Here is a 23,156-nt window from a genome sequence, read left to right as displayed (position 1 = left end):
ACGTTGCGCAGGGACGGCGGCACCGCAACCCCGTCCCGGACGCTGAAGCTCAGCCCGTGCGCCTGCCGGGGGAGGGGGGGGGGGGGGCGGGGGGGGCGCGGGGCCCGCGGGGGGGGGGGGGCGCCCGACCGGGGGGGTGCGGCGCCGCCGACCGTTTTCGCTGAGCTGCGGGTACGCGAGGTGTGTCAGAGGACCTGGCGCACCCAGCCGTGCGGGTCGGGTGCGCTGCCCCGCTGGATGTCGACAAGCTGCTGACGCAGCGCCATCGTCACCCGGCCGGGCTCGCCGCCACCGATGAGGAACTCGCCGTCGGGGAAGCGCACCCCACCGATCGGGGTGATGACCGCGGCCGTGCCGCAGGCGAAGACCTCGCGGAGCCGGCCGCTCGCCGCATCGGCCTGCCAGTCGGCGAACGTGACAGGCCGCTCCTCGACCCGGTGACCGGCGCCCCCGGCCAGCGTGAGGACCGCGTCGCGGGTGATACCCGGCAGGATCGTGCCGGTCAGCGGCGGGGTGACCACTGTGTCGTCGTCGTAGACGAAGAAGACGTTCATGCCGCCCAACTCGTCGACGAAGCGTTGCTCAACAGCGTCGAGGAAGACCACCTGGTCGCAGCCGGCCTCGATGGCCTCGGCCTGGGCGGCCAGTGATGCGGCGTAGTTACCGCCGCACTTGGCCGCGCCGGTGCCGCCGGGAGCGGCGCGGGTGTAGTCCGGCGAGACCCAGACGGTTACCGGCTTGACCCCGCCGCTGAAGTACGCCCCGACCGGTGAGGCGATCACCATGTAGAGGTATTCGTTCGACGGACGGACGCCGAGGAAGACCTCGCTGGCGAACATGAACGGCCGCAGGTAGAGGCTGCCGTCCTCGCCGGTCGGGATCCACTCCCTGTCGATCTCGATGAGCTTGTGCAGCGAGTCGACGAAGACCTCGGGCGGCAGCACCGGCATCGCCATCCGCTGCGCCGAGCTGGCGAAGCGGGCGGCGTTGGCGTCCGGCCGGAACATGGTCACGCCACCGTCGGCCGTCCGGTACGCCTTGAGACCTTCGAAGATCTCCTGCGCGTAGTGCAGCACGGCGCTGGCCGGGTCCATCGGGATCGGTGCGCGTGCCTCCACCCGGGCGTCGTACCAACCCTTGCCCTCGGCGTAACGGATGGTGACCATGTGGTCGGTGAACACCCGGCCGAAGCCGGGGTTGGCCAGCAGGGCGGCCCGGTCGGCGGCGGATACCGGCGCGGGATTCGGACGGATCTCGAAGTCGAGCATGTCACCACCGCTCATCGCGCTGACCTCCCTGCGGGACAACGGCATGCGGGATCGCACGCCGACATGGCTGTGCCGAAAACTTACCCCGAACGGTCGTTCAGCGGAAAGCGCCGCTCGGGGCGGGCTGAGTGCCCGGACAGGCGGATACCGCCCCGGCGCTGGAGAGGCCGGGGCGGTCAGGCTACGGCGTGGGCGGCGAGACGGTCGCCGACCTCGGCGGTACGCAGCGTGACGCCCGGGGTGCGACCGGAGAGCTCGGCGGCGACCGCCGCGTTGACCCGGGCCGCCGCGTCGGCGTGCCCGAGCTGCTCCAGCAGCAACGCGGCGGAGAGCACCGCGGCGACCGGGTCCGCGACGCCCTGCCCGGCGATGTCCGGGGCGGAGCCGTGCACGGGCTCGAACATCGAGGGGTACGTGCCCTCGGGGTTGATGCAGCCGCTGGCGGCCAGGCCGATGCCACCGGTGACCGCGGCGGCGATGTCGGTGAGGATGTCGCCGAACAGGTTGTCGGTGACCACCACGTCGTACCGCTGCGGCTGGGTGACCAGGAACATCGCGGCCGCGTCGACGTGCTGGTACTCGGTGGCGATGTCCGGGTGCTCGGCGGCGACGGCCTCGAAGGTGCGCGCCCACAGCGACCCGGCGTGGGTCAGCACGTTGGTCTTGTGCACGAGCGTGACCTTGCGCCGTTCCCGGCGGCCGGCCCGCGCGAACGCGTCACGGATGACCCGCTCCACGCCGTGCCGGGTGTTGAGGCTCTCCTCCGTGGCGACCTCGGCGGGGGTGTCGCGGTGCAGCGACCCGCCGGCGCCGGCGTAGAGACCCTCGGTGCCCTCGCGCACCACCACCAGGTCGACCTCGCCGGGCTTCACGTTGCCAAGGGGGCCGGCGACACCGGGCCAGAGCCGGGACGGGCGCAGGTTGACGTACTGGTCGAAGGCGAACCGGAGCTTGAGCAGCAGCCCGCGCTCCAGGACACCGGGCGGCACCGTGGGGTCGCCCACCGCGCCGAGCAGGATCGCGTCGTGCCCGGCCAGCTCGGCCAGCACCGAGTCGGGCAACACCTCTCCGGTACGGTGCCAGCGGGCGGCACCGAGGTCGTACTCGGTGGCCTCGACACCGCCGGGCAGCACCGCGTCGAGGACCTTGCGGGCCTGCGTGACCACCTCGGGTCCGATGCCGTCCCCCGCCACCACAGCGATCCGCGCCACGACCGCACTCCCTACGTCGACTGCCCTGTCCGGGCAACGGTACGACCTCGTCCCGATTCCCGGTACGAAGCTTCCACGATATGGGATTTCCGATCCACAGCATCCTCTCAGCCGGGATCCATGTGGTGGTCATCTCCGCTGCCTACGGTCGAAGTCGACGGGTCAACAGACCCGGGAACGGCGATTCGCCACGCCGCGACGCCAACTGCGAGGGGGCAGATGCCATGCGCATCGACGAGCAGCCGCGGACCCGCTGGCCGGACACGTCCGCGTTCCGCAACCGCCGGCCCGACCTGCGACTTGGCAGGCGCCGGCACCAGATCGACCCGGCCAGCGCCACGCAGGGCCGGATCGCCCTGCAGCACACGGTGCGCACGGCGACCGCGGAGTACACGATGCTGCTCAACGCGCCCGAGTGGCTCGGCCGTCGGGGCGTCGGGGAAGCGCTGCGGGACAGCGTCGCGGAGCTGCGCGCCATCGACCTGACCTACGGCCCGAACCGGCCGGAGAGCCTGGTCTCCAAGCTGCGCCGCGGAGAGGTCAGCCCCGAGTCGTACCCCCCGCTGGCCGACCTGGTGGACCGCTGCGCGGCGATGCGCGCCGCCACCGACGGATGGTTCGACGCCTGGGCGGTGCCCGGAGGCTTCGACCCGGGCGGACTGCTCGGGGGCTGGGCCGTGGAACGCGCCGCCGCTCGGCTGCGGGCTGCCGGGGTGCACGACTACGCGGTGCTCACCGGTGCCGACCTGGTGGTGCGGGGCCGGGCGCCGCACGGCGGCCCGTGGCGGGTGGCAGTGCACCACCCGACGGAACCCGACCGCGCGCCGCTGGTGCTGGAGATGACCGATGGCGCCGTCGGCACCTCCGGGGTGACCGGCCGGCAGGGGCACGTGGTGGACCCCCACACCGGCGAACCGGCCACCCAGCTCGCTGCCGCCACTGTCGTCGGCCCGGACCTGGCGGTCGCCGATGCCTACGCCACAGCGCTCTACGCCGCAGGCCCCACCGGCCTGGCGTGGTTCCGTGGTGGCTCCGACTATCGCGCACTCTTCGCCCACCGGCGCTGAACGCTCGCTCACCGGCTTGAAACGCGCCGCACGAGCGCCGTCTCCCCGCGGTGCTCCCCGCCCGATTCGCGCCTCTGCCGCCTGAGCGCGGCGGCTGGTCGGGCTGCGATCGGCCCCCACCGCCTCGGCAACGGCTGTGGGGGCCGGTCAGCGACGAGTGCGCGTGGCTTGCGCAATCGAGGGGTGCGGACCGGACGGGCCGGACGTCGACCGCGCCACCCGAAGACGGGCCGGCGCCGCGAACTCGGCCAGTGACCGCAGTCGTACGCTAGCGAATCGACGCAACTCGAGGCAAGAGGCTCCACAGCGGACCGTCGCGGGCAACGAGTCCCGGGTCGGACGATCCGGCTGCGGCGAGGCAGTTTCGACACGGTGAACGACGGATGGCACGCTGTCCGCCGTGAGTTTCGATCTGAGTGTGTGGGCCCTGGAGGACGGGGCGACGCCCGAGGACGTGCGGGCAGCGGTCGACGGTTGCCGGCAGGGGCGGCACGTGGACCGTTACCCGGACCCGCGGGTTGTCGCCTTCTACCGGGCGATCACCGCCTCCTATCCGGACCGTCACCCCGGCCCGGACAGCCCGTGGGCCGTCGCGCCCCTGCACGCCGCCCACGACCATGTCGAGCTGAACCTGCACCCGACCTGCGCGGACCAGGTGCTGCTTGACATCGAGCGGCTGGCCGGCACGCACGGGCTGATGCTCTTCGACCCGCAGGACGGCTCGGTCTACCCGCCGCCGACCCGGGTCACCAACTGACCGACCGGGGACGGCCCGCAACCCTCCCCGGGTACGACGAAGGGGCCCGGCATACCGCCGGGCCCCCAGTCGTGTTGCCGTCGACTACTCGTCGCGCAGGTCGGCCGCGCTGGCAGACGTCGCGCCGATCGAGTCCGCCGCGGAGGTGAGCAGGTCGGCGCCGAGCGCCTGGTCGACGGTGAGCGTCATGAGCGTCTCGCCGCCCGCCTCACGCCGGGCGACCTGCATCGCGGCGATGTTGATGCCCGACTCGCCGAGCAGGGTGCCGACGGTGCCGACGACACCCGGCCGGTCGGCGTAGCGCAGGAAGAGCAGGATGCCCTCGGCGCCGATCTCCACGTCGAAGCCGTCCACCTCGGTCAGCTTGATGATGTCCCGGGCGCCCGAGTGGGTCACGGTCCCGGAGACGCTCACCGTCCGGCCGTCCGGCAGCGCGCCGCGTACGGTGACCAGTGTGGGCTGCTCGGCGGTCTCGGCGAGGCTCGCGAGGGTGACCTCGACGCCGCGCTCGGCGGCCAGGTGCGGGGCGTTGACGTAGGTGACCTGCTCCTCGACGACGGAGCTGAACAGGCCCTTCGTCGCAGCCAGCTTGAGCACCGACACGTCGTGGCCGACGATCTCGCCACGGACCTCGACGGTGACGCTCGCGGCGACCCCACCGGCGACAGCGGTGAACGCCCGGCCCAGCTTCTCGGCCAGCGGCAGCAGCGGCCGGACGTCCTGGGCGACCACACCGCCGGCCTGCACGTTCACGGCGTCCGGCACGAACTCGCCCTGCAATGCCAGCTTGACGCTCTTGGCCACGGCCAGGCCGGCCTTGTCCTGCGCCTCGTGGGTGGAGGCACCCAGGTGCGGGGTGGCCACCACGTTGTCGAACGCGAACAGCGGCGACGAGGTGCACGGCTCCTTGGCGTACACGTCCACACCGGCGCCGGCGACCCGGCCCTCGGCGATGGCGTCCGCGAGCGCCTGCTCGTCGACCAGACCACCACGGGCGGCGTTCACGATGCGCACGCCCGGCTTGACGATCGCCAGCTCCTTCTCACCGATCAGCCCCATCGTCTCCGGGGTCTTCGGCAGGTGGATGGAGATGAAGTCGCTCTCGCGCAGCAGCTCCTCCAGCCCGACCAGGCGTACGCCGAGCTGGGCCGCGCGGGCCGGCTGGATGTACGGGTCGTACGCGATCAGCCGGGTGCCGAACGCGGCGATGCGGGAGGCGAAGAGGACCCCGATCCGGCCGAGCCCGACCACACCGACGGTCTTGCCCTGCACCTCGACGCCCGTGTACTTGGACCGCTTCCACTCCCCCGCCTTGAGTGCCGCGCTGGCGCTCGCGGTGTTGCGGGCCACTGCCAGCAGCAGCGCGACGGCCTGCTCGGCGGCGGAGACGATGTTCGAGGTGGGAGCGTTGACGACCATCACGCCCCGGGCGGTGGCCGCCGGCACCTCGACGTTGTCCAGGCCGATACCCGCCCGCGCGACCACCTTAAGTCGCGGCGCGGCGGCGATCGCCTCGGCGTCGATCTGGGTCGCGCTGCGCACGATGACGGCGTCGGCCTCGGAGAGCGCCGAGAGCAGGGCCGGACGGTCGGTGCCGTCGACGTGCCGGACGTCGAAGTCGTGGGCGAGCACCTCGATGGCGGCGGGGGCGAGTTCTTCGGCGATCAGTACGACAGGATTCATCGGTCCTCGTAGAGGTCGTGTATGCGATCGGCCCGGGCGGCAGGGCGCCGCACTGCGTCCTGCGCTGGTCCCGTGCCGTGGCCGTCAGGTGCCGGCTGCGCGCACCTACCGCGATCGTAGGGCCCCGCTGGCCGGCATGTTCCGGTCTGCGAGGTGAGTGCCCTCACACGCCCGGTCCGGCGATGGACATGGCCCGTTCACCTGGCCGCAATCGATGTTGCGGCTCGTCACGGCACCGCCGAGGCGTTTGTCACCCGATCCCAGAGGGTGAGCGTCAGGCGTACGGCCGACGGCCGGTGACCCGCGCTGGGGAGAGCGCCGGGCCACCGGCCGTCGGTGGATCATCAGCCGTCGGTGACGGCTGGACAGGTGCTACGAGGCCGTCAGGCGGTCTCGGTGATCGGGCGGTCGACCCAGCTCATCATGCCGCGCAGCTTCGCGCCGGTCTCCTCGATCGGGTGCGCCGCGCCCTCGTTCTGCCACTTGGTGAAGTTGGGCCGGCCCGCCTCGTCCTCGGCGACCCACTCGCGGGCGAACTCGCCGGACTGGATCTCGCCCAGGATCTTGCGCATCTCGTCCTTGACGCGGGAGTCGATGACGCGCGGGCCGCGGGAGAGGTCGCCGTACTCGGCGGTGTCGGAGATGCTGTACCGCATCTTCGCGATGCCACCCTCGTACATGAGGTCGACGATCAGCTTCAGCTCGTGCAGGCACTCGAAGTAGGCCACCTCGGGGGCGTAGCCGGCCTCGGTGAGCACCTCGAAACCGGTCTGCACCAGCGCCGCGGCGCCGCCGCAGAGCACCGCCTGCTCACCGAAGAGGTCGGTCTCGGTCTCCTCGGTGAACGTGGTCTTGATCGCGCCGGCGCGGGTGCCACCGATCCCCTTGGCGTACGCGAGGGCGAGCGCGAGCGCGTTGCCGCTGGCGTCCTGCTCGACGGCGACCAGGCAGGGCACGCCCTTGCCGTCGGTGTACTGGCGGCGGACCAGGTGGCCGGGGCCCTTCGGCGCGACCATCGCCACGTCCACCTCGGCCGGGGGCTTGATGAGCCCGTACCGGATGTTGAAGCCGTGGCCGAAGAAGAGGGCCTTGCCCGGGGCGAGGTGCGGGGCGATCGACTCGGTGTAGAGGGAGCGCTGGGCGGTGTCCGGCGCGAGCACCATGATCACGTCGGCCTCGGCCGCGGCCTGTGCCGGCGTGAGCACCCGCAGGCCCTGCTCCTCGGCCTTGGGACGGCTCTTGGAGCCCTCCGGCAGACCGATCACCACGTCGACGCCGGAATCACGCAGCGACAGCGCGTGGGCGTGGCCCTGGCTGCCGTAGCCGATCACCGCGACCTTCTTGCCCTGGATCAGGCCGAGGTCGGCATCGTCGTCGTAGTAAACCTCAACGCTCATGAGAACTTCCCTTTCGTACGACGGCCCGGGCGGCCCGTCGTGGTCGGTGCGGATGGATTCGGAGGACGGCCCGCAGGGGCCGACCGGCAGCGGGTCAGGCGGCCCGCAGGGCGGGACCGGCGGTGATCGAACGCGAGCCGCGCCCGATCGCCACAAGCCCGGACTGCACCATTTCCTTGATGCCGAAGGGCTCGAGGTCGCGCAGCAGAGCGTCGAGCTTGTCGGGCGTACCGGTGGCCTCGATGGTCAGCGTGTCCGGTGCCACGTCGACAACCCGGGCGCGGAACAGGTTTACCGTCTCCAGCACCTGGGTCCGTGCGGACCGGTCGGCGCGGACCTTCACCAGCAGCAACTCCCGGGCGACCGAGACCTGCGCGTCCAGCTCGACGATCTTGAGCACGTTGACGAGCTTGTTGAGCTGCTTGGTGACCTGCTCCAGCGGGGACGAGTCCGCGTTGACCACGATCGTGATCCGGGAGACGTCCGGGTTCTCGGTCTCGCCGACGGCGAGGCTGTCGATGTTGAACCCGCGCCGGGAGAACAGGCCGGAGACGCGGGCGAGCACGCCCGGCTTGTTCTCCACGAGCACGGACAGGGTGTGCATGGTCACTGCGTCTCCTTTGTCATGCCCTCATGGCCCTCGCTGCGCTCGGTGCATTCGGCCATGACTAGATGTCATCCTCGTCGAAGGCCGGGCGAACGCCACGGGCGAACATGATCTCGTCGTTACTGGTGCCGGCGGCGACCATCGGCCAGACCATCGCGTCCTTGCCGACCACGAAGTCGATCACGACCGGAGCGTCGTTGATCTCCATGGCGGCGGCGATGGTCTTGTCCACGTCGTCGGGGCTCTCGCAGCGCAGCCCGACGCAGCCCAGCGCCTCGGCGAGCTTGACGAAGTCGGGAATGCGGTGCTTGTGGGTGCCGAGTTCGGTGTTGGAGTACCGCTCGTTGTAGAACAGCGTCTGCCACTGCCGGACCATGCCGAGATTTCCGTTGTTGATCACGGCGATCTTGACCGGGATGCCCTCCAGCGCGCAGGTGGCCAACTCCTGGTTGGTCATCTGGAAGCAGCCGTCGCCGTCGACCGCCCACACCACGGTGTCCGGCTTGCCGACCTTCGCACCCATCGCGGCCGGCACCGCGTAGCCCATCGTGCCGAGCCCACCGGAGTTCAACCAGGTGTACGGCTTCTCGTACGAGATGAACTGGGACGCCCACATCTGGTGCTGCCCCACGCCGGCCACGAAGATCGTGTCCGGGCCGGCGATCTCACCCAGCCGCTTGATGACGTACTGCGGAGAGAGCGTGCCGTCCGCCGGTTCGTCGTACCCCAGCGGGTAGCGGTTGCGCAGATCGTCCAGCTGGGTCCACCAGTCGGCCAGGTCGGTGGTGTGCCCCGCCGACCGCTCGACTGTCACCGCGGCGACCAGCTCGTCGATGACGTGCCGGGCGTCGCCGACGATCGGGACGTCCGCGTGCCGGTTCTTGCCGATCTCGGCCGGGTCGATGTCGGCGTGCACGACTGTCGCGTCCGGTGCGAACGAGTCCAGCTTGCCGGTGACGCGGTCGTCGAAGCGGGCGCCCAGCGCCACGATCAGGTCGGCCTTCTGCAGGCCGTACACGGCGGAGACGGTGCCGTGCATGCCGGGCATCCCCAGGTGCTGCGGGTGCGAGTCGGGGAAGGCGCCGAGCGCCATCAGGGTGGTGACGACCGGGATGCCGGTCAGCTCGGCGAGCCGGCGCAGCCCGTCGGTGGCGCCGGCCTTGAGCACACCGCCACCCACGTAGAGCACCGGCCGGCGGGCTGCGGCCATCAGCCGGGCCGCCTCCCGGATCTGCTTGCCGTGCGGGTTCAGTGTGGGCCGGTAGCCGGGCAGGTCCAGCGTGGGCGGCCAGGCGAAGGTCGTCGACGCCTGGAGGACGTCCTTGGGGATGTCGACAAGCACCGGACCGGGTCGGCCCGTGCTGGCCAGGTGGAACGCCTGGGCCAGCACCTGCGGGATCTCGTCGGGGCTCTGCACGAGGAAGTTGTGCTTGGTGATCGGCAGGGTGATGCCCTGGATGTCCGCCTCCTGGAAGGCGTCGGTGCCGATCGACGGACGGGCCACCTGGCCGGTGATCGCCACCATCGGCACCGAGTCCATGTACGCGTCGGCGATCGGCGTGACCAGGTTTGTCGCGCCCGGGCCGGAGGTCGCCATGCAGACGCCGACCTTGCCGGTGGCCTGCGCGTACCCGGTCGCCGCGTGACCGGCGCCCTGCTCGTGGCGGACCAGGATGTGCCGGACGCTGGAGTCGTAGAGCGGGTCGTACGCCGGCAGGATCGCGCCGCCGGGGATGCCGAAGACGACGTCGACGCCGAGGGCCTCAAGGGATCGCACCAGCGAACCGGCGCCGGAAACCTCGGTCGGAGCGGGAGGCCGTACCGCCGGGGCGGCCGGGACGGCTGCGGCGCGCGGGGCGGCGGGGTCGACGGTGCCGGCCGGCTCGGCCGCGCGGGCCCGCCGGGCGGTGTGGGCGAGGGTCTCGGGCGTGGGTCTCGTCATTGTGGTTCTGGCCTTCGGCTGGAATGGCTGGGGCTCGTTCAGCGATGCGAGGCGGGCGGGGCCCGTCGCGACAGGTTCCGACGGCAATAAAAACGGCCCTCGTGCAGATGCACGGGGCCAGCGCACTCTCGATGAGGGAGAGTGCGCTCAGGTAAGTACTCGCAGCGACCGGTACGACGACATGCGGCTAAGCCTGACGCATCTCACGCGATGAGTCAACTGATCTCACATGTTGGTCAACGGACGACGGCGCGTCGGCCACCGACACGCCCTCCGCAGAGGGGATGACCTGCTCGGAACCGCCCGGAACCCGGCGCGGAGCGGGCACCCGGCTCTGCCGCGCACCCGGCGAGGTGGCCGCCTCCAGCATCGCCTCCAGGTGCTCGGCCGGCACTCCCCAGCCGAAGAGGGCGCCCTGACCGAACCGGCACCCGGCAGCCACCACCGCTGCCAACTCGGTGGGCGTGGTCACACCCTCGGCGATGACCTCCAATCCCAACTGATGGCCCAGCCGCATCACGATGTCGACCATGGGGGCGAACGCCGGGCCGTCCTTGCCCACCGGGCGGACCGGCTCGTGCTCGGCCACCAGACTGTGGTCGATCTTGAGAATGTCGATCGGCAGACGGCGCAACTGCCCCAACGAGGAGTACCCGGCGCCGAAGTCGTCGAGGGCGATCCGCACACCGGTCAGCCGCAGCGCCGTCAACCGCCGGATCAGCTCGTCCAGGTCGGTGGCCACCGCGTGCTCGGTGACCTCCAGCACGAGGCGCTGCGGCGGCACGTGGTGGGCGCGCAGCGCCTCGGCGACCTGCACCACGTACTCGGGTGCGTGCAGCTCGCGGGGCGAGACGTTCACCGAGACCCAGACGTCGTGCCCGTCGGCGAGCCACCGGGAGAGCTGGTAGCAGGCCTGGTGCAGCACCCAGGCGCCGAGCGTGGCGATCATCCCGCACTCCTCGGCGAGGGGGATGAACTCGTCCGGGCGCACGTTGCCCAGCTCGGGATGGTGCCAGCGGAGCAGCGCCTCGGCACCGACCGGCCGCACCGACGGCAGCGACGCCACCGGTTGGAAGGCCAGCCGCAGCTCGTCGCGCTCGATGGCACCGCGCATCTCGTGCTCCAGCGTCGTGCGACGGCGCAGCAACTGGTCGTACGCGGCGTCGTAACGCTCGATCCGGTTCTTGCCGCGCTGCTTGGCGTAGCGCAGGGCAAGGTCCGCGTGGCGCAGCAGCAGGTCCACGTCTGGCGCGCCCGCCCACCCGGCCACACCGATGCTCACCGACAGGAAAACCGGCCCCTCCGCCTGGTCGTACGGACGGTTGATCACCCCCAGCAGCCGCTCGGCGACCCGGTCCGCCTCGGCCGGCCGAGCCGACATGAGGACGGCGAACTCGTCGCCGCCGAGCCGTGCCGCCATGTCGCCGGGGCGCAGGTTGCCGCGCAGCCGGCTGCCCACCTCGGCCAGAACGGCGTCGCCCACGTCGTGACCGCGCATGTCGTTGACGTGCTTGAAGCCGTCCAGGTCGAGGCTGAGCAGGACGCACGGGGTGCCGGCCGCCGCGCTGTCGTGCAACGTACGCAGCAGACCCCGCCTGTTGGCGAGCGACGTCAACGGGTCGGTGTGGGCCAGCTCGCGAAAGTGCGCCTCCCGCTCGGCCAGCCGGCCGGCGTAGTCCCGGACGTCCTTGAGGGTGACGTACTGCCGGGCGACAAGCGCGAAGCCCTCCACGATGCCGGCCACGATGCCCGGCGCGGTGAACTGGCCGTCCTGCAGGAGGTGGTAGGTCGCCGACGCGGCCATCGCCACCATCGGAACCACAGCGTATTCGCCGTCGCGCCCGATCAGGTCCAGTTCGATCTGCCTGGGCCTGTCGTCCCGGTACACAGCCAAGGCGACGGCCAGCAGACCTGCGGCCAGCACCGCAGCGCCGGCCAACGCCATGGTCGGCCCGGCCTGGCAGAGCCCGGCGCTGAGACCCAGGCCGCCGCAGCTCACCGCGCTGATCCCGGCGGTCAGCACCGTCAGGCCGCGACGCGGGGCGGCAGCCCGGAAGACCACGATCACGGCGAGCCCCGCGCCGAGCGCGGCGCTGACCGTGGCCACCACTATCGCCGGGCAGGCCATCGGGGTGGCGGCGCCCAGCAGCCGGGTCGGTTCGGAGAAGATCACCCAGCCGACGAACCACAGCGCCGCCGCCATGGTCACGCTGTCCAGGGCGAGCCGGGCCGTCCCCGCCGTCGTGGCGGCCACCCCCGGCAGCCGGAGCAGGCCGGCTGCGAAGGCCAACCCGCTCAGCGCGGTGCCGACCGCCGCAGCGGTGGCCCAACCGGTGCGCAGGCCCTGCTCGTGCGCCCAGTGGTCGCTCGCGGAGAGCACCGCAACCATGCCGGCAAGCAGGCTGACCAGGGACACCCCGGCGGCCGCCGCGAGCAGCACGTGCGCCGGCCGGTGCAGGCCAGTGCGGCGCCGGGCGACCATCGTCAGCAGCACGGTGGCCGCGACGGCGACCAGCCCGCTCAGCGCCGCGACGGCGACCATGCCCGGGGGGAGATGCACGTCTCAAGAGTGCCGGATGGGCACGCGCCGTGGGGACCTGATGTGCATCTGTTGGGACACGGCACACACACCGGACGGCCCGTGCGCGGACGGTGGCATGCTGGTACGCATGCCTGAGCTGCGGTCGAGGACTTCCACACACGGTCGGACGATGGCCGGCGCCCGGGCCCTCTGGCGGGCCACCGGGATGACCGACGACGATTTCGGCAAGCCGATCGTCGCCATCGCCAACAGTTTCACCCAGTTCGTGCCGGGCCACGTCCACCTCAAGGACATGGGTGGCCTGGTCGCCGACGCGGTGGCCGAGGCCGGCGGGGTAGGGCGGGAGTTCAACACCATCGCTGTCGATGACGGCATCGCCATGGGCCACGGCGGCATGCTCTACTCGCTGCCCAGCCGGGAGCTGATCGCCGACGCGGTGGAATACATGGTCAACGCGCACTGCGCCGACGCCCTTGTCTGCATCTCCAACTGCGACAAGATCACCCCCGGCATGCTGCTGGCCGCGCTGCGACTCAACATCCCCACCGTCTTCGTCTCCGGCGGCCCGATGGAAGCCGGCAAGACGACGGCGATCGAGGGCATCGTGCACTCCAAGATCGACCTGATCGACGCGATGATCGCCTCCTCCAACGAGGCCGTCACCGACGACCAGCTCGGCGAGATCGAGCGCTCCGCATGCCCCACCTGCGGCTCCTGCTCCGGCATGTTCACCGCCAACTCGATGAACTGCCTCACCGAGGCGATCGGGCTGGCACTGCCCGGCAACGGCTCGACGCTTGCCACCCACGCCGCGCGCCGGTCGCTCTTCGTCGAGGCCGGCCGCACCGTCGTGGAGATCGCCAAGCGGTGGTACGACGGTGACGACGACTCGGTGCTGCCCCGCACCGTCGCCTCCAAGGCCGCCTTCGAGAACGCGGTGGCCCTGGACGTGGCGATGGGCGGCTCCACGAACACGGTGCTGCACCTGCTCGCCGCCGCCCGCGAGGCGGAAATGGACTTCGGCGTCGCCGACATCGACGCCATCTCCCGGCGGGTTCCCTGCCTGGCAAAGGTCGCGCCGAACTCCCCGAATTACCACATGGAGGACGTCCACCGGGCCGGTGGCATCCCCGCCATCCTCGGTGAGCTGGACCGCGCCGGGCAGCTCAACCGCGACGTGCACGCCGTGCACTCCCCCTCGCTGGCACAGTGGCTTACCGACTGGGACGTCCGCGGCGGCTCACCCACGCAGACGGCGGTCGAGCTGTTCCACGCCGCGCCCGGCGGGGTGCGCACCACCGAACCGTTCTCCACCACCAACCGCTGGTCGACATTGGACACCGACGCGGCCGAGGGCTGCATCCGCGACCGCGAGCACGCCTACTCCGCCGACGGTGGTCTGGCGATCCTGTTCGGCAACCTCGCCCCGGAAGGCTGCGTGGTGAAGACCGCCGGCGTGCCGGAGGAGTGCCTGACCTTCCGTGGACCGGCGAAGGTCTACGAGTCGCAGGACGACGCCGTGACGGCGATCCTCGCCAAGGAGATCGTCGCCGGGGACGTCGTGGTGATCCGGTACGAGGGCCCGAAGGGCGGCCCCGGCATGCAGGAGATGCTCTACCCGACCTCGTTCCTGAAGGGACGAGGGCTGGGCCGCTCCTGCGCGCTGCTCACCGACGGCCGCTTCTCCGGCGGCACGTCCGGGCTCTCCATCGGGCACGCCTCCCCCGAGGCCGCCTCCGGTGGGTTGATCGCCCTGGTCCGCAACGGTGACGAGATCGTCATCGACATCCCGGGCCGCTCCATCGAGCTGAACGTGCCCGCCGACGAGTTGGAGGCGCGCCGGGTGGCCGAGGAGAAGCGCGACAAGCCGTACACCCCTGTCGACCGGCAGCGTCCGGTGTCGGCGGCACTGCGCGCGTACGCCTCGATGGCCACGTCGGCCAGCGACGGCGCCTACCGCCGCGTCCCCGAGTGAAGTAAGGAAGGGCCCCCTCTTAACGCCTCAGGTATAGGAGGGGGCCCTTCCTAACACCTCGCATCCGTGAAGACACCTCGGATCCGTGACGCGAACCGGGGTCGGGGCCGTGGTGCAGGGCGGGCGTCTAGGCCGGGCGCGCGGCGAGGGCCACACCCCTGGCGTACCGGATGGCGGACGGGGTGTCCGGGAAGACAAGGCCCTCGTGACGCAGTTCGTCGGCGACACCGAGAACGCTGAGCACCTGGTCGTGGCCCGGGGTGATGCCGGAGAGCAGCACCGTGATCCCCCGGGCGCGCAGCCGGGCGATGGCGTCGCCGAGCACCTGGGCGCCTGTGGCGTCGATCGTGGAGACGCGGGACATCCGCAGGATCACCACCCGCACGTCGGCCACCTCGGCCAGCTCCAGCAGGAAGGTGTGGGCGGCGGCGAAGAAGAGCGGCCCGTCCAGCCGGTACGCGACGATGTGCTCGGCGAGAAGCGCGTGCTCCTCGGCGCTGTGCTCGCCGGTGTCCAGGGGGACCTGTTCCAGCCGGGCGCTGCGGGCGACAGCGCGCAGCGCCAGGACGACGGCGACGGCGAGCCCGACGACCACGGCTGTCACCAGGTCCCAGATCACAGTGACAGCGAACGTCAGCACCAGCACCACCGCGTCGGCGCGGGTGGCCCGCATCAGCGCCAGCAGGGAGGCCGCCTCCACCATCCGGACTGTGGTGGCGAGCAGCACCCCGGCCAGTGCGGCGAGCGGGATGCGGCCGACGAGCGGGGCGGCGGCGAGCACTATCGCGGCGAGGGCGACGGCGTGGGTGAGCGCGGCGAGCTTCGAGGACGCCCCGGCGCGCACGTTCACCGCCGTACGGGCGATGGCGGCGGTCGCCGGGATGCCCCCGAAGACCGGGGAGGCGAGGTTGGCAAGGCCCTGGCCGAACAGTTCCCGGTCGGGGTCGTGGCGTTCGCCGACTGTCATCCCGTCCGCCACTGTCGCGGAGAGCAGACTCTCCAGGGCGGCGAGCGCGGCCACGGCCACGGCGCTCGGTAGCAGCGTGCCGAGCGCGCCGACGTCGATGAAGTCCAGCGACGGCGCGGGCAGCCCTTGCGGCAGCTCGCCGATCCGGGCCAGGTCGATCGGAGCCAACTCGGCGAGGATCGTGGCGGCGGCCACTCCGACCAGGGAGAACGGCACGGCGGGTCGCCACCGGCCGCCGAGCAGCATCAGCGCGGCCACGCCGAGCGCCACTGCGATCGCGGCGGGCCGGGGCTGCGCGGCGAACCGGGCGACCGCGTCGGCGGCCACCGCCCACACCTTCTCGCCGTGCGCGCCGGCGACACCGAGCGCGGCCGGCACCTGTTGCAACGCGATGACCACGGCGATGCCGGCGGTGAAGCCCTCGATCACAGGGGTGGGCAGGTAGCGGACGTAGCGGCCCAGGCGGGCCAGTGCGAGCGCGATCAGGATCAGCCCGGCCAGCGCGCCGACCATCAGCACGCCACCGGCGCCGAACTGCTGCACCACGGGCACCAGCACCACTGTCATCGCGCCGGTGGGACCGGAGACCTGGAGGTTGGAGCCGCCGAAGACCGCCGCGACAGCCCCGGCGACAACTGCGGTGACAAGGCCGGCCTGCGCGCCGAGCCCGGAGGTGACACCGAAGGCGAGCGCGAGGGGCAGGGCCACCACTGCCACTGTGAGCCCGGCGACGAGGTCGCGCCGAGGTGAGCAACGCGCGTTCTCCCAGTCGGTCCGGCGGGGCAGCAGCCCGCCGAACAGCCGGCCCGCCTGCCGTACGGCCTGTGCGCCGCGACGACGGCCGGCCGCCGAGCCGGGTGCCGCACTCACCGGTCGGTCCCCGAGGCCCGTAGTTCGTCAAGCAGGGCGTCCCGGTCGGTGAGGACCGCGCCGAGGATGCGCCGCCCGGCGGCGAGCAGGTCGGCCACGTCGGGGGTGCTGAGCGCGTACATGACCAGGGGGCCGTCCCGGTACGAGGTGACCATGCCGGCCCGCCGCAGCACGGCGAGTTGCTGGGAGAGGTTCGATGCCTCCACGTCGATGGCGGCAAGCAGGTCCCGGACCGGCTTGGGCCCGTCCTGGAGCAGTTCGAGCACCCGGATGCGGACCGGGTGCCCGAGGGTCCGGAACAGCTCCGCCTTCGCCTGGTACAGCGGCACCGACATGACTCACCCCTCCGACGACTCTGAAGACTTTACCACTTGCAAAAGTCTTCAAATCGACGGAGATGACGGCCGGCTCAGGTGAGGTCGTTGACGCAGCGCAGCACCGGACGGCAGGTGAGCGCCACGGGGTCGAGCGGGCCGGACGCACGCACCGTGAACACGGCGCTCTCCCCCGGCAGCAGCGTCACCAGCGCCCGGTCGACCTGCGCGACCGGATCGAGCCGGTCCGGAAACAGCGTCAGGTCGCGCAGGACCGTCCGGGCGGTCACCCGGACCTGCTGGCCGCCGTCGACCGGCTCGACCGTCGCGTCCCACGCCGCCGCCGGCCAGTCGACGTCGCGGTCCTCGGCGAAGAACCACAGCGCACGCTCCGCGCTGTCCCCGGCCTCCGCGACCAGCAGTTCGGCGCGACCCTCGTCCGGCCGCGCCAGCTCCGCCGGCAGCGCCAGCACCACCGAGGAGTACGCCGGAACGTCGAGGTCGACCGAGGTCTTCGCCCTCGGCTCCCCGGTGAGGGCGAGTCGGGTGATGGTGGCCGGCCCGGTCCACGCCTGCGCGGTCTCGTTGACCGCCACCAGGGCCAGCCCTCCGTCACGCGGCTGCACGGTGAGCAGCCGGTCGGCGTACGCGTTTCGCAGCGCGTACCATAGTGGTTTGCGCCGGCCGTCACCGTCGACTGCCGACCAGGAGGTGACCGGCCAGCAGTCGTTGAGCTGCCACACGATGGTGCCGGCGCAGACATCCCGGTGGGAGCGGAAGTGCTCCACGCCGAGTTGGATGGCGCGGGCCTGGTTGAGCTGCGTGAGGTAGTGCCAGTCGTCGAAGTCGGCGGGCGGCGGCAGGTGCGCGTCCAGACCGCGTTGCAGCTTCGCGTCCCCGTCGGCCGCCTTCTGGTGGTGGGCCATGCCCGGCGAGTCGTGCGCGAGAGGGTCGTCGGACAGCGACCGGCGCAACGTCGCGTACGCGGGTGGGGCCTGGTAGCCGAACTCGGCGACGAAGCGCGGCACGTACTCCCGGTATCTGGTGTAGTCGTCGGTGTTCCACACGTCCCAGATGTGCGTGGTGCCGTGCGCCGGGTCGTTGGGGTGGATCGCCTCGCTGCCCGACCAGGGGCTGCCCGGCCAGTACGGGCGGGTCGGGTCGAGCGCGCCGACGATCCGGGGCAACACGTCGAGGTAGTAGCCACGACCCCAGGTACGCCCCGCGAGGGCCTCCTGCCAGCCCCAGTCGTGCCAGCCCCAGATGTTCTCGTTGTTGCCGGTCCAGAGCACCAGCGAGGGGTACGGCGCCAGCCGGGTCACCTGCTCGGCGGCCTCGGCGGCCACCTCGCTGCGCAACGGCTCCTCCTCCGGGTACGCCGCGCAGGCGAACAGGAAGTCCTGCTGCACCAGCATGCCGAGGGAGTCAGCGAGGTCGTAGAAGTCGTCCGACTCGTACCGGCCACCGCCCCAGACGCGCAGCAGGTTGATGTTGGCGCCGGCTGCCTGGTCGAACCGCTGCGCCAGCCGGTCCCGGTTGATCCGGGTGGGAAACACGTCGTCGGGGATCCAGTTGACGCCGCGTACGAAGACCGGGACGTCGTTCACCGACAACACGAACGGGGTGCCGTGCTCGTCGGTCGTGGTGTCCAGTCGCACCGAGCGGAAGCCGATCCGATGGGACCAGGTGTCCAGGGCTTCGCCGTCCGGGGCGTACAGGGTCACCTCTAGCGGGTGGCGCGTCTGCTCGCCGTACCCCCGGGGCCACCACAGTGCGGGCTCTCCGACGGTGAGTGTGAGCACGGCAGTGCGCTGCCAGGCCGGGACGACGACCTCGGCGTGGACTCCGGCGACCGTGGCGCGGACCGTCAGCGGGACGGCCGCGACCCGCTCGACCTCGACGTGCAGCTCGACCCGCCCGTCCCGGCCGTCCAGTGTGACAAGCGGGCGGACGGTGGCCAGCCGGGCCGTGGACCAGGCGTGCAGGCCGATGTCCTGCCAGATGCCCGCTGTGACGAGCGTCGGCCCCCAGTCCCAGCCGAAGTTGCAGGCCATCTTGCGGATGAAGTTGAAGGGCTCCGGGTAGGCGTTGGGCCGGTCGCCGAGCCGGTCCCGCTGCGCCTCGGCGTACCGGTACGCGGAGTCGAACGCGACGACGAGGTCGTTGTCGCCGTCGCGCAGCAGCGAGCGCACGTCGAACCGGTAGCCGCGGTGCATGTTCGCGGTACGGCCGACCTCGACGCCGTTGACTGTGATGGTGGCGACCGTGTCCAGGCCGGCGCAGACCAGGTCGACGCGCTCGTCGTCGCCGGGCCGGTGGACGAACGTGGTCTGGTAGACCCAGTCGGTGCGGCCGATCCAGGCGAGCGCCAGTTCGTTGTCGTCGAGGTACGGATCGGGGATCAGGCCGGCGGCGAGCAGGTCGGTGTGCACGCAGCCGGGCACTGTGGCCGGCACCGCCCGGTCGGCGATCCCGTCCGGGACCTGCGGTCCGGGTACCGCCCGCAGGGTCCAGCCCTCGTGCAACGGAGTCACGACCTCACCGCGCCTTCCATGATTCCGCGGACGATCTGACGTCCACCGATGAACAGCATGACCAGCAGGAACGGTAGCGAACGCCCCTCAGGCGTCGGGGACGTTGACTGAACCGGATAAGTTCTGTCACCGTACGAACCGGTTCCAGGCGTGTCAACGGCCGGTTAACGTACGCTGAACCGGGCAAGCAAACCCCTCGCTGACGGCGCGGACGGCCGGGCGCCGCCGGTTGCGCTACGTTGGGGCCGCCGACGCGCGGCCCACGGCCGGCCACGGCCATGGCACGGTCAGCACCCCGAGACCCCGGGGCAGGAGCGGAGGAGCACGCCGGTGAAGCGGCCGACAATCGCCGACGTCGCCCGACGTGCCGGCGTCTCCAAGGGCGCCGTGTCGTACGCGCTGAACGGGCAGCCCGGCGTCTCCGAGGCCACCAGGCAACGCATCCTCGCCATCGCCACCGAGATCGGGTTCAGCCGGAGCAGCGCCGCCCGTGCGCTCTCCGCCGCCACCGCCGAGGCCGTCGGCCTGGCACTCTGCCGACCGGCCCGGATACTGGGCATCGAGCCGTTCTTCATGGAGCTGATCAGTGGCGTCGAGGCGGAACTCTCCGCCCGCTCGTACGCGCTGACCCTGCAGGTCGTGGCCGACCACGACGCCGAGATAGCTGTCTACCGGCGCTGGTGGGCCGAGCGCCGGGTGGACGGGGTGCTCGTCTGCGACCTGCGCACCGACGACAGGCGCATCCCCGCCCTGGAACAGCTCCAGCTGCCGGCAGTGGTCATCGGCGGGCCGGGCGGCACCGGGGAGCTGGCCAGCCTCTGGTCCGACGACGCCGCAGCGCTCACCGAGACCGTGGAATACCTGGTCGCCCTCGGGCACCGACGGATCGCCCGGGTCGGTGGCCTGCCCGACCTGCGACACACCGAGATCCGCACCGAGGCTTTCACTGCGGTGTGCCAACGGCTCGGCCTGGTCGACGCGGTCACCGTCTGGTCCGACTACACCGGAGAGGAGGGCGGCCGGGCCACCCGCCGCCTGCTCAGCTCCGCCCAGCGGCCCACCGCCGTCATCTACGACAACGACGTGATGGCGATCGCCGGGCTCTCCGTCGCCCAGGAGATGGGGCTCACCGTGCCGGACGACCTGTCCATAGTGGCCTGGGACGACTCACCACTCTGCCGGCTCGTGCACCCGCCCCTCACGGCCCTGGGCCGCGACATCCCGGCGTACGGGGCGCACGCCGCCCGCCAACTGCTCGCCGTCATCGCCGGGCAGCCCGCGACCCGTGTTCAGGACGAGACACCGCACCTCACGCCGCGCGGTAGCACCGCACCGCCCCGACAGCGGTGAACCGGTTCAGCATACGGGGTCAGCGGGATGCCGACGGAAACTCCTCGAAGTACGCCTCGACCCGCTCGGCGGTGGCCGGACGGGCCAGCGCGAAACCCTGCCCGTAGTGGCAGCCGGCCCGGTGCGCCCCCTCCACCTGGATCGGTGACTCCAACTCCTCGGCGACGATCTCCACACCCAGCCGTTCACCCACGTTGACCACCACGTCGATCAGCGGCGGCTGCCCGGCCGACTGCGCGCCCACCAGGCCCGGGCCGACCTTCAACAGGTCGATGGGCAGCCGGCGCAGGTGGGCCAGCGAGGCGTGCTCGGCCCGGAAGTCGTCAAGCGCCGTACGGACACCAAGTGAGCGCAACCCGGCCAGCCGGGCCACCACCGTCGACAGGTCGCCACCGATCCGCGGCTCCGCCACCTCCACCACCAGCCGCTCCGGCGACACCCCGTACGCGGCGAGCACAGCCGCGACGCGCTGCACGAAATCGGGGGTGGTCAGCTCCCGCGTGGTGACGTTGACGGCCATCCACAGCTCGCGGCTGCCCGTCGACCAGTCGGCCAACTGCCGGCAGGCCCGGTCCAACACCCACCACTCCAACTCCCCGACCAGGTCCAGATCCTCGGCGACAGGCAGCAGCTCGGCCGGAAGCACAGTGCCGAGCACCGGGCTCCGCCAGCGCAGCAACGCCTCAGCGCCCACCGGCTGCCGGTCGGCCAGGTCCACCACCGGCTGGTAGACCAGATCCAGCTCGCCCCGCGCGACAGCACCCGGCAACTCGCGCTCCAGGTCGAGCCGACGCACCAACTGCTCCTCCAGGAACGCGTCGTACCACTCGACCCGGTCCCGACCCAGCTGGACCGCGCGTCGCCGGGCCAGCTCGGCCTGCCGGAGCACGTCCGCCGGCCCGGCACCGCCAACCTCGGCCAGCCCGATGCTCGTCTGCACCCGCAGCACCGAACCGCCCCACCGGTACGGCGGGGTGAGCGCGGCCAGCAGCCGGGTGCCCAGCGCGTACGCCAGCACCGGGCCGGCAGCTGTGACCACGGCGAAGCCGGTGCCTGTGCAGCCGGTGACCAGGTCACCGGGCGCGACTACCGCACGGACTCGCAGGACCGCCTCGGCCAGGATGTCCTCCCGGGCCACCGGACCGAGCCCGTCGGCGCCGTGCAGGTCCACAAGCAGCAGCGCGCCGGCCGGCGCCGGCACTTCGCCGATCGAGGCAAGCGCGTCCAGCAGAGCCGCCCGGTCGGCCGGACCGTCGCCGCCCGACACCGACCCACGGCCGGACGGTGACCAGGCGACACCACAGTCGGGCCACGCCATACCGCTGATCGAGGTGTCGGCATCATCTCCGGACGGCCAGGGCGCGTCGCTGCCCGTCGAGGTGCCGGCGTCGCCGGACGGCCAGGTCTCGTGGCTGCCCGTCGAGGTGCCGGCGTCGCCGGACGGCCAAGTCTCGTGGCTGCCCGTCGAGGTGCCACCGGGCGGCCAGGTCTCTTCGAGGCCGGGCGCGCTGGCGTCCGCAGGCGGCGCGGCCCGGTCGTCCGGCGTTCCCGGCCAGCGCAGGCGCCCCGGCTGGCGGAGGGCGCGGCCGGTACGGCGGCGGTGCGCGGCGGGCCGTTCGCCGGTGGCCGCGTCGGCACCGCCCAGCAGTTCCCGCAGCACCAGCGGCGGCACCGCAGCCAGGGCCAGCAGCACGCTCGTCCGGTCCGGTGTGCCGCCGGAAGCGGCGTGCAGGCCCACCACCAGCAGCAACACCGCCGCGGGAAGCACCACCCGGGGCCAGCTCAGCGCGGCGGGACCGACGGTCGGCCGCACACCACCCGTGGCCACCGCGGCATCCGCCCCGAACGCGGTAAGCAGCATCCCGAGCACCAGCGGCGGCACTGCCACAAGCGCCGCCCGACCCGCGTCCACGGGCGGCAGGATGATCAGCAGCGCCAGCGCGAGCAGGATGAGCAAGATCCCGCCACGACAGATGCCGGCACCCGAGCGTCGGCCCCGCCCGGTGAACGCGTTGAGCGCGGCCATGCCCAGCCCGCCGAGCGCCAGAGCGCCGACAAGCCGGACCGGTGCCGAGACGACGTCGCCGGGAAGCAGCAGCCAGCCTGCGAGCGCCAGCCCCACCGCCGGAGCGGTCGCCGACACCGGCCCCCGCAGCCGGACCACTGCCCACTGCGATGGCCGGCCCGGCAGCCGGAGCAGCCCGGCAGCGGACGCTGCCACCACGATCAGCGCACCCGCCAGGGCGGCGGCGCGCTGCCCGGTGTCGATCAGCGGCAACGTGGCGGCGGTGAGACCGGCAGCCACGACCGCCCCGTCGAGCAGCACTCCCAGCGCCAGCGGGGACGGCTCGGTCGACGCCAGGTCACTGTGGGTCACCGCGGCACGGCGGCGGCCAGCCAGGCGGGTGAGGCGTACCCCGGCGAGCGTGGCACCCGCGCCCCCGGCGAGCGCGATCACCACCGAGGCCGGGACCAGGCCGGCGGCGCCGGCGAGGACGAGCAGCGCGGCGGCCGCGAGCACGGCGGCCTCCGGTGCCGCCCGACGGGGGACGAGGACACGGAACGGGTACGCGAGGGGCACGGCGGTCGCCTTCGTGAGGGGGCACGGGGCGGTGCGGCGATGCGAGACGGTGGACGTTGCGGGTCCACTGCCCGTCAGTTCAAAACGACCG

15 protein-coding genes are annotated in these 23,156 nt (G+C 72.2%); 4 read left to right on the top strand and 11 right to left on the bottom strand.

The window, feature by feature from the left end; all coding sequences use genetic code 11:
- Window positions 1-185: 185 nt before the first annotated feature.
- Window positions 186-1,283 carry a branched-chain amino acid aminotransferase gene (locus tag ACPXB1_RS28325; RefSeq protein ID WP_355593581.1) on the bottom strand — a complete coding sequence of 366 codons (1,098 nt, stop codon included), beginning with the start codon at window positions 1,281-1,283 and terminating at the stop codon, window positions 186-188.
- Between the two features lie 161 nt (window positions 1,284-1,444).
- Window positions 1,445-2,479 carry a 3-isopropylmalate dehydrogenase gene (locus ACPXB1_RS28320; RefSeq protein WP_355593579.1) on the bottom strand — a complete coding sequence of 345 codons (1,035 nt, stop codon included), beginning with the start codon at window positions 2,477-2,479 and terminating at the stop codon, window positions 1,445-1,447.
- Window positions 2,480-2,703: 224 nt separating this feature from the next.
- On the opposite strand from ACPXB1_RS28320, the gene ACPXB1_RS28315 reads away from it, so the two are divergent.
- Window positions 2,704-3,546: an FAD:protein FMN transferase gene (locus tag ACPXB1_RS28315; RefSeq protein ID WP_355593577.1), complete on the top strand. Its 843-nt coding sequence runs from the start codon at window positions 2,704-2,706 to the stop codon at window positions 3,544-3,546.
- A gap of 400 nt (window positions 3,547-3,946) precedes the next feature.
- The gene (locus tag ACPXB1_RS28310) at window positions 3,947-4,303 is read left to right on the top strand and encodes a hypothetical protein (RefSeq protein WP_355593575.1); all 357 of its coding nucleotides are present in this window, start codon (window positions 3,947-3,949) and stop codon (window positions 4,301-4,303) included.
- Window positions 4,304-4,387: 84 nt separating this feature from the next.
- Here the strand turns inward: ACPXB1_RS28310 and serA are convergent, their stop codons facing one another.
- The 5 genes from serA to ACPXB1_RS28285 form a co-directional block, all read right to left on the bottom strand.
- The gene (gene serA / locus ACPXB1_RS28305; protein WP_053652389.1) at window positions 4,388-5,986 is read right to left on the bottom strand and encodes a phosphoglycerate dehydrogenase; all 1,599 of its coding nucleotides are present in this window, start codon (window positions 5,984-5,986) and stop codon (window positions 4,388-4,390) included.
- Between the two features lie 383 nt (window positions 5,987-6,369).
- Window positions 6,370-7,383, bottom strand: a complete 1,014-nt coding sequence (gene ilvC / locus ACPXB1_RS28300) for a ketol-acid reductoisomerase (protein WP_053652388.1) — start codon at window positions 7,381-7,383, stop codon at window positions 6,370-6,372.
- A 94-nt stretch (window positions 7,384-7,477) separates the two neighbouring features.
- Entirely contained in the window at window positions 7,478-7,993 is a 516-nt protein-coding gene (ilvN, locus tag ACPXB1_RS28295) for an acetolactate synthase small subunit (protein ID WP_053652387.1), read from the bottom strand.
- Between the two features lie 58 nt (window positions 7,994-8,051).
- Window positions 8,052-9,932, bottom strand: coding sequence for an acetolactate synthase large subunit (locus ACPXB1_RS28290; protein WP_355593572.1), 1,881 nt, complete (start codon window positions 9,930-9,932; stop codon window positions 8,052-8,054).
- 187 nt (window positions 9,933-10,119) lie between these two features.
- On the bottom strand, window positions 10,120-12,474 hold the full coding sequence (locus ACPXB1_RS28285; protein WP_425736021.1) for a putative bifunctional diguanylate cyclase/phosphodiesterase: 2,355 nt from the start codon (window positions 12,472-12,474) through the stop codon (window positions 10,120-10,122).
- A 127-nt stretch (window positions 12,475-12,601) separates the two neighbouring features.
- Here ACPXB1_RS28285 and ilvD point away from each other — a divergent pair, with 127 nt between their 5' ends.
- A complete protein-coding gene (gene ilvD / locus ACPXB1_RS28280; RefSeq protein ID WP_355593568.1) occupies window positions 12,602-14,449 on the top strand; it encodes a dihydroxy-acid dehydratase in 1,848 nt (615 codons plus the stop codon).
- A gap of 127 nt (window positions 14,450-14,576) precedes the next feature.
- Here ilvD and ACPXB1_RS28275 read toward each other — a convergent pair whose 3' ends face one another.
- From ACPXB1_RS28275 to ACPXB1_RS28265, 3 genes are all read right to left on the bottom strand, one after another.
- Entirely contained in the window at window positions 14,577-16,217 is a 1,641-nt protein-coding gene (locus ACPXB1_RS28275; RefSeq protein WP_425736020.1) for a SulP family inorganic anion transporter, read from the bottom strand.
- Between the two features lie 65 nt (window positions 16,218-16,282).
- Window positions 16,283-16,621: an ArsR/SmtB family transcription factor gene (locus ACPXB1_RS28270; RefSeq protein WP_013284484.1), complete on the bottom strand. Its 339-nt coding sequence runs from the start codon at window positions 16,619-16,621 to the stop codon at window positions 16,283-16,285.
- A gap of 74 nt (window positions 16,622-16,695) precedes the next feature.
- Window positions 16,696-19,134 carry a glycoside hydrolase family 2 protein gene (locus ACPXB1_RS28265; RefSeq protein WP_355593566.1) on the bottom strand — a complete coding sequence of 813 codons (2,439 nt, stop codon included), beginning with the start codon at window positions 19,132-19,134 and terminating at the stop codon, window positions 16,696-16,698.
- A 330-nt stretch (window positions 19,135-19,464) separates the two neighbouring features.
- Here ACPXB1_RS28265 and ACPXB1_RS28260 point away from each other — a divergent pair, with 330 nt between their 5' ends.
- The gene (locus ACPXB1_RS28260; protein ID WP_355593564.1) at window positions 19,465-20,484 is read left to right on the top strand and encodes a LacI family DNA-binding transcriptional regulator; all 1,020 of its coding nucleotides are present in this window, start codon (window positions 19,465-19,467) and stop codon (window positions 20,482-20,484) included.
- Between the two features lie 19 nt (window positions 20,485-20,503).
- Here the strand turns inward: ACPXB1_RS28260 and ACPXB1_RS28255 are convergent, their stop codons facing one another.
- Complete coding sequence (locus ACPXB1_RS28255; protein WP_425736018.1) at window positions 20,504-23,065, bottom strand: EAL domain-containing protein; 2,562 nt, start codon at window positions 23,063-23,065, stop codon at window positions 20,504-20,506.
- Window positions 23,066-23,156: the final 91 nt, after the last annotated feature.

The sequence above is a fragment of the Micromonospora sp. DT68 genome, from assembly GCF_049847245.1.
Lineage (GTDB): Bacteria > Actinomycetota > Actinomycetes > Mycobacteriales > Micromonosporaceae > Micromonospora > Micromonospora profundi.
The sequence above is the reverse complement of the archived record's forward strand: the minus strand, read 5'-3'. Positions and strand labels throughout refer to the sequence as shown.

Bases quoted from the DNA above. Each gene is read 5' to 3' on its own strand.
- ACPXB1_RS28325 (WP_355593581.1), bottom strand. From the start codon at position 1,283: ATGAGCGGTGGTGACATGCTCGACTTCGAGATCCGTCCGAATCCCGCG.
- ACPXB1_RS28315 (WP_355593577.1), top strand. From the start codon at position 2,704: ATGCGCATCGACGAGCAGCCGCGGACCCGCTGGCCGGACACGTCCGCG.
- serA (WP_053652389.1), bottom strand. From the start codon at position 5,986: ATGAATCCTGTCGTACTGATCGCCGAAGAACTCGCCCCCGCCGCCATC.
- ilvC (WP_053652388.1), bottom strand. From the start codon at position 7,383: ATGAGCGTTGAGGTTTACTACGACGACGATGCCGACCTCGGCCTGATC.
- ACPXB1_RS28290 (WP_355593572.1), bottom strand. From the start codon at position 9,932: ATGACGAGACCCACGCCCGAGACCCTCGCCCACACCGCCCGGCGGGCC.
- ACPXB1_RS28285 (WP_425736021.1), bottom strand. From the start codon at position 12,474: ATGGTCGCCGTCGCGGCGCTGAGCGGGCTGGTCGCCGTCGCGGCCACC.
- ilvD (WP_355593568.1), top strand. From the start codon at position 12,602: ATGCCTGAGCTGCGGTCGAGGACTTCCACACACGGTCGGACGATGGCC.
- ACPXB1_RS28270 (WP_013284484.1), bottom strand. From the start codon at position 16,621: ATGTCGGTGCCGCTGTACCAGGCGAAGGCGGAGCTGTTCCGGACCCTC.